9 protein-coding genes are annotated in these 11,363 nt (G+C 72.9%); 4 read left to right on the top strand and 5 right to left on the bottom strand.

Annotation, left to right across the window (positions count from 1 at the left end):
* The 5 genes from ABZX65_RS29530 to ABZX65_RS29510 all read right to left on the bottom strand — a co-directional run.
* Nucleotides 1-164, bottom strand: a 164-nt coding sequence (locus ABZX65_RS29530; protein ID WP_355346602.1) for a flavodoxin-dependent (E)-4-hydroxy-3-methylbut-2-enyl-diphosphate synthase, incomplete at its 3' end; no start/stop codon positions are given.
* 100 nt (nucleotides 165-264) lie between these two features.
* A complete protein-coding gene (locus ABZX65_RS29525) occupies nucleotides 265-1,581 on the bottom strand; it encodes a site-2 protease family protein (RefSeq protein ID WP_355346592.1) in 1,317 nt (438 codons plus the stop codon).
* Nucleotides 1,578-2,888: a 1-deoxy-D-xylulose-5-phosphate reductoisomerase gene (gene dxr, locus ABZX65_RS29520; protein WP_355346589.1), complete on the bottom strand. Its 1,311-nt coding sequence runs from the start codon at nucleotides 2,886-2,888 to the stop codon at nucleotides 1,578-1,580. Before dxr ends, ABZX65_RS29525 begins: the two co-directional genes overlap by 4 nt.
* A 29-nt stretch (nucleotides 2,889-2,917) precedes the next feature.
* On the bottom strand, nucleotides 2,918-4,858 hold the full coding sequence (locus tag ABZX65_RS29515) for an acyl-CoA dehydrogenase family protein (protein WP_355346586.1): 1,941 nt from the start codon (nucleotides 4,856-4,858) through the stop codon (nucleotides 2,918-2,920).
* A 200-nt stretch (nucleotides 4,859-5,058) separates the two neighbouring features.
* Nucleotides 5,059-6,519 (bottom strand): aldehyde dehydrogenase family protein, encoded by a 1,461-nt coding sequence (locus ABZX65_RS29510; protein ID WP_355346583.1) that lies wholly within the window; start codon nucleotides 6,517-6,519, stop codon nucleotides 5,059-5,061.
* Between the two features lie 449 nt (nucleotides 6,520-6,968).
* Here ABZX65_RS29510 and ABZX65_RS29505 point away from each other — a divergent pair, with 449 nt between their 5' ends.
* Genes ABZX65_RS29505 through ABZX65_RS29490 form a run of 4 tightly spaced genes read left to right on the top strand, consistent with a single transcriptional unit; the run spans nucleotide 6,969 to nucleotide 11,357 of the window.
* Nucleotides 6,969-7,511: a CU044_2847 family protein gene (locus ABZX65_RS29505; protein WP_355346580.1), complete on the top strand. Its 543-nt coding sequence runs from the start codon at nucleotides 6,969-6,971 to the stop codon at nucleotides 7,509-7,511.
* Nucleotides 7,508-8,470, top strand: a complete 963-nt coding sequence (locus tag ABZX65_RS29500; protein ID WP_355346577.1) for a trypsin-like peptidase domain-containing protein — start codon at nucleotides 7,508-7,510, stop codon at nucleotides 8,468-8,470. Before ABZX65_RS29505 ends, ABZX65_RS29500 begins: the two co-directional genes overlap by 4 nt.
* Nucleotides 8,471-8,474: 4 nt before the next feature.
* Nucleotides 8,475-10,202 carry a hypothetical protein gene (locus ABZX65_RS29495; RefSeq protein ID WP_355346574.1) on the top strand — a complete coding sequence of 576 codons (1,728 nt, stop codon included), beginning with the start codon at nucleotides 8,475-8,477 and terminating at the stop codon, nucleotides 10,200-10,202.
* Nucleotides 10,203-10,256: 54 nt separating this feature from the next.
* Nucleotides 10,257-11,357 (top strand): MoxR family ATPase, encoded by a 1,101-nt coding sequence (locus tag ABZX65_RS29490; RefSeq protein ID WP_355346571.1) that lies wholly within the window; start codon nucleotides 10,257-10,259, stop codon nucleotides 11,355-11,357.
* The last annotated feature ends 6 nt before the right edge of the window (nucleotides 11,358-11,363 follow it).

Here is an 11,363-nt window from a genome sequence, read left to right as displayed (position 1 = left end):
TGAAGAGTGGCACCGATGTCAGAGGTACGGGTCGTCGTCATCGACTGGACGGAAACAGGCGCGTCCCCGCCCACCGGGACCGACCCGACCTGGATCTGACGGCTCTTGCGGCGTTCGGCGAGCTTGATCGGAACATCTGGCATCCCGAGCGAAATCGCGGTCATTGCGTGGCATCCCCAAGGTGTGGATCGAGGTCCCGCGTGGGCGGGCTCCGATAACCGAGGTTACGGCACCCCGCCCACGACCCACACGCCCCTCATCCCATTACGAACTCAGTTTGACGGGGTTGACCACGTCGGCGATCAGGACAAGCAAGGTGAAGGACACAAAGATTCCGGCCACGACATAGGCGATCGGCATGAGCTTGGCGACGTCGAAGGGGCCGGGGTCCGGCTTGCGGAAGACCTTGGCGGCCTTGCGCCGGACGGACTCCCACAGCGCGCCCGCGATGTGGCCGCCGTCCAGCGGCAGCAGCGGGAGCATGTTGAACAGGAACAGCGAGAGGTTGAAGCCGCCGACGAGCATGACCATGGTCATGACGCGGTTGATGGCGGGCTCCTGGAGCGCGAAGACCTCGCCGCCGACGCGGGCGGCGCCGACGACGCCCATCGGGGAGTCCGGCTTGCGCTGCGCGCCGTTGAAGGCCGCGTTCCACAGGTCGGGAATCCGCTTGGGCAGGCTGATCAGAGAATTCACGCCCTGTTTGGCCATGTCGCCCATGTGGTTCACGGAATCGGTGAAGCCCAGCGGCTGGATGTGGCTGGCCGGGCTGAAGCCGAGGAAGCCCGCCTTGACCGTGCCGTCCACGTAGTTGCCGTCGCTGTCGGTCTTGGCGACGGTGTTGGTGGTGATCGTGGGGTGCAGGGTGAGCCGCTGTCCGTCGCGGACCACGATGACGCTGGCCGGGCCGATGCCGTCGCGGATGTCCTTGGACAGGGCGTTCCAGTCGCCGACCGGGTGGCCGTTGAACTCCACGATCTTGTCGCCGGCCTTGAAGCCCGCGGTCTTGGCGGGCGCGACCGGGTCGGAGGGCAGGCACGGGTTGTTCACGTCGCGCTTGGCGGTGTCCGCCTGCGAGATCACACAGTCGCTGACCTGGCTGACCACGGTGGTGCGCATGCTGATGCCGAAGCCCATGAACACGCCGAGGAACAGCGCGACGGCCAGGATCAGGTTCATGAACGGTCCGGCGAACATCACGATGACGCGCTTCCACGGCTTGCGCGTGTAGAACATCCGCGTCTCGTCGCCGGGCTGGAGCTCCTCGTACGCCGCCGAGCGGGCGTCCTCGATCATGCTGCGCCACGGCGAGGTCGACCGGGCGGAGACCTTGCCGTCCGCCCCCGGCGGGAACATCCCGATCATGCGGATGTAGCCGCCGAGCGGCACGGCCTTGAAGCCGTACTCGGTCTCGCCCTTGTGCCGGGACCAGATCGTCGGGCCGAAGCCGACCATGTACTGCGGCACGCGGATCTTGAAGAGCTTGGCCGTGGAGAGGTGGCCCAGCTCGTGCCAGGCGATGGAGACCATCAGGCCCACGGCGAAGACCACTATGCCGAGGACCGTCATGAGAGCGGTCATACGCCTGCTGCCTCCGATGTCGACGCGCTCGTGTTCACGTTCCCGTTCACGTCCGCACTCCCGTTGTTCCCGTTCACGTTCGCGAGTTCCCTGGCACGGGCACGGGCCCACGCCTCCGCTTCGAGGACGTCCTCGACGGTCAGTCGAGTTCCCGTCCCGGGCACGCCGTGTTCCTCGACGACCTTCGCGACGGTGTCCACGATCCCGGTGAACGGCAGCCGGCCGGCGAGGAAGGCGTCGACGCACTCCTCGTTGGCCGCGTTGAACACCGCGGGCGCGGTGCCTCCGAGGCTACCCACATGTCGCGCCAATGCGACGGACGGGAACGCGTCGTCGTCGAGCGGGAAGAATTCCCATGTCGAGGCTTTCGACCAGTCGAAGGCGGGCGCGGCGTCCGGGACCCGGTCCGGCCAGCCGAGACCCAGCGCGATCGGCATCCGCATGTCGGGCGGGCTGGCCTGGGCGAGCGTCGATCCGTCCACGAATTCCACCATCGAGTGAATGTAGGACTGGGGGTGGACGACGACCTCGATCCGCTCGAACGGGATGTCGTAGAGCAGGTGCGCCTCGATGACCTCAAGGCCCTTGTTGACCAGGGTCGCGGAGTTGATGGTGATCACCGGGCCCATGTCCCAGGTGGGGTGCGCGAGGGCGTCGGCGGGCTTGACGTCGGCCAGCTCCTCGCGGGTACGGCCGCGGAAGGGGCCGCCGGAGGCGGTGACGACGAGCTTGCGGACCTCGGCGCGGCTGCCGCCGAGCATCGCCTGGAAGAGCGCGGAGTGCTCGGAGTCGACGGGCACGATCTGGCCGGGCTTCGCGACGGCCTTCACCAGGGGGCCGCCGACGATCAGCGACTCCTTGTTGGCGAGGATCAGCACCCGGTCGGCCTCCAGCGCCGCCAGCGTGGGCCGCAGGCCGATCGAGCCGGTGATGCCGTTGAGCACCGCGTGGCACTCCAGGGTCGCGGCCTGGGTGGCGGCTTCCGGGCCGACCAGCAGCTCCGGCCCGTTGCCGGGGCCGAAGTGCCTGGTCAGGGCCTGTCGCAGCGGCTCCACGGCGGCCTCGTCCGCGACCGCGACCGTATGCACCTGAAGCTGGTGCGCCTGTTCGGCGAGCAGTTCCGCGCGGCTGCCCGCGGCGGAGATGGCCACGACGCGGAAGCGGTCCGGGTTGCGGAGCACCACGTCGATGGCCTGGGTGCCGACAGAGCCGGTCGAGCCGAGGATCACGATGTCCCGTCGGCCGCCGGCCGCCGCCTCTCCGGTCGTGTACGGGCGGTAGTGCGGGTCTGCGAGAGCGTCCGTCATGGGGCCATTCTGTCCTGCCGTGGCGGCTGTCAGTGCACCGGTCGGCGGACGTTGTCCGCCCGCGACGGGCCGGGCTCGGCCTCCGCGATCCACGGGCCCTCGCGGCTGGCGTCGACGATTCCGGCTTCCAGCCAGGTGAGGTCGCCGTTGAGCACGGAGCGGGTGAGGCGGCGGTCGGTGCTGTCGGTGTTGGTCCACAGCCGGGCGAACAGCTCCTCGGTGCGGATGCGCGACTGGTGGCAGAAGGCGTCGGCCAGACGGCGGGCCTCCCGGCCGTGGTCGCCGGTCGCGGCCAGGTGCTGGGCGCGGACGCAGGCGGCGCTCATCGCGAAGAGTTCCGCGCCGATGTCGACGATCCGGGCGAGGAAGTTCTGCTTGGTCTCCATCCGGCCCTGCCAGCGCGACATCGCGTAGAAGGTGCAGCGGGCCAGCTTGCGCGCGCTGCGCTCCACGTACCGCAGGTGTCCGGCGAGCGGCCCGAATTCGGCGTACGCGTGGGGGAGCTGGCCCGGGCCCGCGACCAGTTTGGGCAGCCAGCGGGCGTAGAAGCCGCCTGCCTTGGCGCCCGCCTTGGCCTTGTCGCCCAGGGTGGTGTCGGGGTCGATGAGGTCGCCCGCCACGGACAGGTGGGCGTCGACGGCCTCGCGGGCGATCAGCAGGTGCATGATCTCGGTGGAGCCCTCGAAGATCCGGTTGATCCGCAGGTCACGGAGCATCTGCTCGGCCGGGACGGCGCGCTCGCCGCGGGCGGCCAGCGAGTCGGCGGTCTCGAAGCCGCGCCCGCCGCGGATCTGCACCAGTTCGTCGGCCATCAGCCAGGCGGCCTCCGAGCCGAAGAGCTTGGCCAGCGCGGCCTCGATCCGGATGTCGTTGCGGTCCTCGTCCGCCATCTGGGACGACAGGTCCAGTACGGCTTCGAGCGCGAACGTGGTGGCGGCGATGTACGCGATCTTCGCGCCGACGGCCTCGTGCTCGGCGATCGGCTTGCCCCACTGCTCACGGGCGGCCGACCACTCGCGGGCGATCTTCAGGCACCACTTGCCCGCGCCCGCGCACATGGCGGGCAGCGACAGGCGGCCGGTGTTCAGGGTGGTCAGCGCGATCTTCAGGCCCGCGCCCTCGGTGCCGATCCGGTTCGCTGCCGGGACCCGGACCTGGTGGAAGCGGGTGACGCCGTTCTCCAGACCGCGCAGGCCCATGAAGGCGTTGCGGTTCTCCACGGTGATGCCCGCGGAGTCGGCCTCCACGACGAAGGCGGTGATGCCGCCCCTGTGGTCCTCGTAGGTGTCGGCGCCGCCGTCCGGCTTCGGCACCCGGGCCATGACGACGAGCAGGTCCGCGATGACGCCGTTGGTGGTCCACAGCTTCACGCCGTCGAGTACGTAGTCGTCGCCGTCGCGGACCGCGCTGGTGGCCAGCCGCGCCGGGTCGGAGCCGACATCGGGCTCGGTGAGCAGGAAGGCGCTGATGTCGGTACGGGCGCAGCGCGGCAGGAACTTCTCCTTCTGCTCCCGCGTGCCGAACATCTTCAGCGGCTGCGGTACGCCGATCGACTGATGGGCCGACAGCAGCGCGCCGATCGCGGGGCTCGCGGAACCGGCGAGGGCCAGCGCCTTGTTGTAGTACACCTGGGTGAGGCCGAGGCCGCCGTACGCGGTGTCGATCTTCATCCCGAAGGCGCCGATTTCCTTCAGGCCCGCGATCGTCTCGTCGGGAATCCGCGCCTCGCGCTCGATCCTGGCGCCGTCGACCTTCGTCTCGCAGAAGCCCTTGAGCAGGTCGAGGAACGCCTCGCCCTTCTCCACCGCCTCGGCCGCGGGCAGCGGGTGGGGGTGGATCAGGTCGAGGCGGAAGCGGCCGAGGAACAGTTCCTTGGCGAAGCTGGGCTTGCGCCAGTCCTGTTCTCTGGCGGCCTCCGCCACCTGACGTGCTTCGCGCTCCGAGACCTTGCGTGCGGTGGGTGCGGACACGGTTGCGTCACCTCCGGGTAGCCGGTTACCAACCGGTGCTACTTGTCCGTACTACCCGAATCCGGCCGACCCGACCATCCGCGGCGCGAGGTCGGCCGAATCCCTCGGGCCCCGGAGGCCGGTGCCTGGAGGTCCCGTGTCTGGAGGTCCCGTGCCTGGAGGTCCCGCGCCTGGAGGTCCCGTGCCTGGAGGTCCTGTGTTTAAAGGTCCAGGCCGGTGAGGACCAGCACGCGCTCGTACGTGTAGTCGTCCATCGCGTACTTGACGCCTTCGCGCCCGGTGCCGGAGTCCTTCACACCGCCGTACGGCATCTGGTCGGCGCGGTAGGAGGGCGCGTCGCCGATGATGACGCCGCCGACCTCCAGTTCGCGGTGGGCGCGGAAGGCGGCCTGGAGGTCGTGGGTGAACACGCCGCTCTGGAGGCCGAAGCGGGAGTCGTTGACGGCGGCGAAAGCCTCGTCGGTGCCGTTCACCCGGTGCAGCGACAGGACGGGGCCGAATGCCTCGGCCGAGGCGAGGACGGCGTCGGCGGGCAGGTCGGCCAGGACGGTCGGGGCGTAGCTCGCGCCGTCCCGCACCCCGCCGGTCAGCAGCTTGGCGCCCTTGCCGACGGCGTCGTCGACCCAGGAGGCGACGCGCTCGGCGGCGGCCTCGCTGACCAGCGGACCGACGTCGGTCGCGTCGTCGGCGGGGTCGCCGACCGCCTGCGCGCGCACCTTGGCGACGATCTTCTCGGCGAGCGCGTCGTAGACGGCGGTGTCGGCGATGACACGCTGCACCGAGATGCAGGACTGGCCCGCCTGGTAGTTGGCGAAGGTGGCGATCCGGCTCGCCGCCCAGTCCAGGTCGGCCTCGGACGACCAGTCGGCGAGGACGACGGCGGCGGCGTTGCCGCCGAGTTCGAGGGTGACGTGCTTGCGCGGCACGGAGTCCATGATCTGGTAGCCGACGGTGTCGGAGCCGGTGAAGGAGATCACCGGCAGCCGCGGGTCCTGGACCAGCGAGGACATCCGGTCGTTCGCCACCGGCAGCACGCTCCAGGCGCCCTCGGGCAGGCCGGTGGTCTCGGCGAGGAGTTCGCCGAGCAGCAGCGCGGACAGCGGGGTCGCGGGGGCGGGCTTGAGGATGATCGGCGTGCCGACCGCGATGGCCGGGGCGATCTTGTGGGCCACCAGGTTGAGCGGGAAGTTGAACGGCGCGATGCCGAGCACCGGGCCGCGGCTGAAGCGGCGGGTCAGCGCGAGCCGCCCGACGCCGCCGGCGTCGGTGTCCAGCCGCTGCGCCTCGCCGCTGTTGAAGCGGCGGGCCTCCTCCGCGGCCCAGCGGAAGACGGACACGGCGCGGCCGACCTCGCCGCGCGACCACTTCATCGGCTTGCCGTTCTCCGCCGTGATCAGCCGGGCGACCTCCTCCGACCGCTCCGCGAGCCGCTTCGACACGTGGTCGAGCGCCGCCGCGCGCACATGGGCGGGCGTCGCCGAGAACGCGTCCTGCGCCGCCGCTGCCGCCGCCACCGCCTCCTCGACCTGCGCGTCCGTCGGCACGCTCACCCGGCCGACCGCCGCGCCGTCCCACGGGCTGGTCACATCGAAGGTGTCCGTACCGGTGGCCTCACGGCCCGCCAGCCAGAACGCGTACGCGGCTGCGCCTGTCGTTGTCACGGTGAGTCCCGCCCTTCAGAGGTTCGATTGTGCTGCCGTCCCGTCTCTCACGGTAGGCGCGCCCGCGGACACCGCACGTTGTCCACGACGTAGTACGTGCCCACTGACGCGCGCCGTAATGGCCGGAATGGCCCGGCGCTGCGAGGGGGTCCGGGCTTACGTGGACCGCCGGGGGCCGGCGGCGGCGGTGCCGGGGACGGCAGGGGCCGGGCTTATGGGGACCGGCCGCGTTCGGCAGGGGCCCGGCGGGGCGACTGGAAGCCTTCCGACGGCGGCTGGCGAGCCTCCGGCCGGGGGCCGCGCGGGCGGACGGCGTCGGGTACGGCCCCAGGAGGGCCGGGGTACGGCCGGTCGGCGGCAGCGGCTTCGGCCGGGGGGGCAGGTGGGGAAAGCCGCACGGCGTGCCCTCGGGCGCCTCTATCCTGCTGGCGGGACGGGGAGGGAACGCCATGACGGAGACCGTGACGATCGACCTGGGCGACGGCTCGACGGTGGAGGCCGAGGTCATCGGCGACCTCACCTTCCGGCAGCCCGGTGAGGCCGCCTCCGGCGCGGGCGGCGCCGACGCGTACGGCGACGTCGGTGTCGACGTCGGCCGCCGCGCCGCCGCGCTGGGCTCGGCCGTCGCCCTGAGCCTCGGCCAGGTGCGCGACACCGTCCGCAGTGTCGGCCGCTGGGCGGCCGAAACGGTGACGGAGGGCGGCGCCGCCGGTTCCCCCGACGCCTTCGAGGTCGAATTCGGCCTCAATCTGGCCGTGAAGTCCGGCCAGCTCTTCGGGATCATCGCGGAGGCGGGCAGCGAGGCCAGCCTGACCGTACGGCTCTCCTGGGACCTGGCGGCGCGCAGAGCCCGCGCGGAAGCGGCCGAGGCGGCCGTGGCGGCTGAAGCGGCTGAAGCGGCTGAAGCGGCCGTCACGGCGGTGGTCGGAGCCGCCGCGGACGGGACCGGCCCGGCCGGGGACACGGGCTCCGGGTCCGGCGGACAGCCGTGAGCGCTGGGGCCGTCGCCTGGTGGGGCGCCGGGCCGCTGGGCGGCGAGGCGCACTTACGCGCGGTGTGGCTGGAGATCGGCGGGACCTTCCGGGGCAGCGGCTTCCTCGTACGGGACGGGCTCGTCGTCACCGCCGCGCACGTGGTGGCCGGAGCGGCCGGAATCGTCGTACGTCACCCGTCCGGCGGTGGTCCCGTGGCGGCGGACGGCGTACGGGCGGTGCCTCCGCACAGCGACGGCGGGCGCTTCCACCCGTATCCGGACCTGGCGCTGCTGACCGTGGCCGGGTGGTCCGGGCACCCCGTCGCGTCGCTCGCGGCCAGCGACCCCGAGCCGGGCACCGAGGTGACGGCGCTCGGCTACTCGGAGTTCACCCCCTCCCCCGGCGTCCAGCCGGACTCGCTCGCGCTGCGCACAGGAGCCAGGTCAGGCGACTTCTTCCGGGTGCTGGGCGACGGCGTCCGCGAGGGCTTCAGCGGCAGCATGCTGCTCGACCGGGCCGGTCTCGTGGTCGGTGTGGTGAAGGGCAGCCGCTCGTACCGGGACGACCGGGGCGGCTGGTGCACCCCGGTCTCGGCCCTGCGCGGCCTCCTCGGTATCGCCGACGCCCCGGCCGGCTCCGCCGCGACGGCCGCCGCGCCCGGCCCGCCGCCCACCGACATGGAACTGGTCGACGCCCTGCTGGCGTTCCCCTCTCTGGGACGCGCGGACAACCGCTACGACCTGCTCGACCGGATGGGCGACCACCTCGGCCTGCCGTACTCCTTCGAGGTGGAGGAGCGGCCGGGCCGCCGGGACCACCTCTTCCGGCTGGTGCTGAGCTGCCGCCGGTTCCGGGACGAGGGGGCCGCGTGGCGCGCCCTGTTCACGGCGATGGAGGAGATCGTGCCGGACGACCGGGCCCTGGAGCGGCTGCGCGACCTGGTCGGGCGGGCGATCGGCGGCTGGGGGGACGCGTAGCGCGATGGGTTCCGTGGAGGGGAAGTGGACGGCGAAGCGCCTGCTGGCCAAGGTCGGCAGGGCCGGGGACGGTCCCGGTCCGGCGGCCGACGGGGGTCCGTGGCCGGTCGGCGCGGCCGAGCTGCTGGGTGAACTGCTGGAGGACTTCCCGCAGTTGTCCCGGCACGGCGACCGGCTCGACCTGCTCCAGCGGATGGACGAGGCGGCGGAGCGCCACGAGCCGCGGCCGTACGGTCCGGGCGGCGTGCGGGGCGCGCGCCGGGCCCGCTTCCGGCTCGACGTCCGCGAGGAGTTCGTCGCCCGCGCCCACCTGCGCAATCTCGTCGGCGCGATCGAGACCCGCCCCGACCCCGACGCGGCACTGGACGCGCTGCGGGCGGCGCTGCGCGGTCAGGCGCCGTACGACAAGGCCCTGCCGTGGCTGGAGTTGGCCGTCCTGGGCCTGACCGGCGCGGCGCCCCTGCCGCCCGACGCCTCGCTCACCGTCCTCACCGCGCTGCGCGCGGACCTCCCGCATCTCCCCTCCCCCGCCCAGCTCGCGCGCCATGTCCCGCACGGCGCGCCCGGCACCGCGCTGCTCACCGGCCGCGAGACCCTGCCGGAGATCCTGGTGCGCCTGTCCGACCTGCGGGGCGGCGGCCCCGGCGGCGACGCGGGCCGGGCGGTACCGCTGCTGCGCTTCCTCGGCTCCGTCACGGCCGACACCGACCTTGCCGCGTACGCCCGTTGGGCGGCGCTGCGCGACCTGCTCGGCGCGCTGGGCGGCGGCCGGGCCGGGGACACCGGGACGGCCGGCGGCGGAGCGGAGAGCCCGGAGGCCGCCGACCGGCTGATCGTGCAGATCCGCGTCGAGGCCGCGGGCCCCGAGCATGTCGAGGACGGCAGCTACGAACTGCGCGGCGCCTACTACCGGCAGGCCGTGCACGGCGGCCCGCTGCGCCGGGTGGCGGCGCTGCCGCCCAGCGAGCCCTTCCGCCGCAGCGAGCTGACCGGCGCGGGCAGCGCCCGGATGTCGGCGTGGACGGAACTGGCCCGCGAGGTCCGCGGCGCGGGCGGCGGTGTACGGGTCGAATTCCTGCTGCCCGAGGCCCTGTTGGGCTACAGCGCCGAGCTGTGGTCGGCCGGGCCGACCCGTACCCCGCTCGGCCAGCACCACCCCGTCGTCGTACGGTCCCTGGAGCGGTACACCGACTCCTGGGTCATCGGCGCGTGGCGGCAGCGCTGGCAGCACCTGCGCCGGGACCCGCAGCGAGCGGCGGCGGCCCCGCTCGGCGGCGGGAACGGCGACACGGCCGGAACCGGGGCTCGGGAGCCGGACCCGGCGGACGACGCGCTCGGCAGGATCTCCTGGCCCCGGCTGCACGGGCGGTCCGCCGCGACTGAGCTGACCGAATCCCTCGTACGGCAGCCCGAGTTGGCCTGCCTCGGCCTGACCGTGCCGTACGACCGGCTCTCGGCGCACCTGCTCGCGGCCGTGAAGGACGCGCTGTACACCGAGGGCGTGCCCGTCATGCTGTGGCGGCGCGACCCCGGCGACCCGCGCGAGCTGGTGACGGCGCTGCGCGCCCACCCCCCGGCCCGGCTGCTCGACCTGCCGGAGACCGTGCACCGCTGCCGCAAGTACGGCAGGACGGCGGGCGCCGACGACGTGCGGAACAACATCACGCTGCTCTGGGACGACCCGGACAGCGTGGACGCCGACCAGGACACGCCGTACGCGGGGATGGCCTGACATGCGGACGACGCGCACAGGACGCACAGGACGCAGAGGACAAGGAGCGGTGCGGTGACGGCGAACGGCGACGACTGGTGGGTGTACCGGGGTACCGGCACCCCGCACGACGGCATCGACGGCCTGCCGGAGGCCCCCGCCTGGCGGGCCTTCGGCACCGAGTACGGCGACCCCGGCGAACTGCCCCCGCCGCCCGCCGACGGCACGGGACCGGGCGCGGACGGCGCGACCGCCCGGCGGCTCGGCCGCGACCGCCAGGCCGTCGCCTATCAGGCCGACCGGCGCGAGGTGCAGCTCGTCAACCTGGCCCTGCACCTGCGCCGCCCCCTGCTCATCACGGGCAAGCCGGGAGTCGGCAAGTCGACACTCGCCTACGCGGTCGCCCACGAACTGCGCCTCGGTCCCGTGCTGCGCTGGCCGATCACCAGCCGCGCCACCTTGCGCGACGGCCTGTACGCGTACGACGCGATCGGCCGTCTGCACGACGCGGGCTTGGGACGCGGTCCGGCGGGGAGCACGGGCGGCGCGGGGAGAGACGGCACCGGGGGCGGCACCGGCAGGGAGGAGCCGCCGCCCGTCGGCCGCTATCTGCGGCTCGGTCCCCTCGGCACGGCGCTGCTGCCCTGGCGGCACCCGCGGGTGCTGCTCATCGACGAGATCGACAAGAGTGATCTCGATCTGCCCAATGACCTGCTGAACGTCTTCGAGGAAGGCGAATTCGGGATTCCGGAACTCGCCCGGCTGGGGCCGGGTGATCAGGAAGTCATGACCGCGGACGGTGCGCGGACGGCCACCGTCACTGGCGGGACGGTGCGCTGTGCTCAGTTCCCCTTCACCGTCTTGACGAGCAACGCCGAGCGGGAGTTCCCGGCCGCGTTCCTGCGTCGCTGCGTCCGGCTGGAGATCCAGCCGCCGGACGCGGACCGGCTCGCCGCGATGGTCACCGCGCACCTGGGACCCGGCGCCCCCGGCGCGGCGGCCGAACGCGCCGCGGTCATCGCGGAGTTCCTGCGCCGCCAGCGCGAGGAGGGCGCGGAGCTCGCCAACGACCAGCTCCTGAACGCCCTGTTGATGGCCGACCGCGGCCTGTGGTCGGGCCGGCAGGACCGCGAGTTCATCGAGAGCGTCCTCCTCCGCCCCCTCAACGAGTCCTGACCCGCG

Origin of the sequence: Streptomyces sp. NPDC003300, from assembly GCF_040610915.1 — a bacterium.
In the GTDB taxonomy this organism is placed as follows: Bacteria; Actinomycetota; Actinomycetes; order Streptomycetales; family Streptomycetaceae; genus Actinacidiphila.
This window is presented reverse-complemented; position numbering and strand designations above follow the sequence as displayed.

What these genes read in the sequence shown, in the direction of transcription:
- ABZX65_RS29505 (WP_355346580.1), top strand. Translation starts at nt 6,969, where the DNA reads ATGACGGAGACCGTGACGATCGACCTGGGCGACGGCTCGACGGTGGAG.
- ABZX65_RS29495 (WP_355346574.1), top strand. Translation starts at nt 8,475, where the DNA reads ATGGGTTCCGTGGAGGGGAAGTGGACGGCGAAGCGCCTGCTGGCCAAG.
- dxr (WP_355346589.1), bottom strand. Translation starts at nt 2,888, where the DNA reads ATGACGGACGCTCTCGCAGACCCGCACTACCGCCCGTACACGACCGGA.
- ABZX65_RS29525 (WP_355346592.1), bottom strand. Translation starts at nt 1,581, where the DNA reads ATGACCGCTCTCATGACGGTCCTCGGCATAGTGGTCTTCGCCGTGGGC.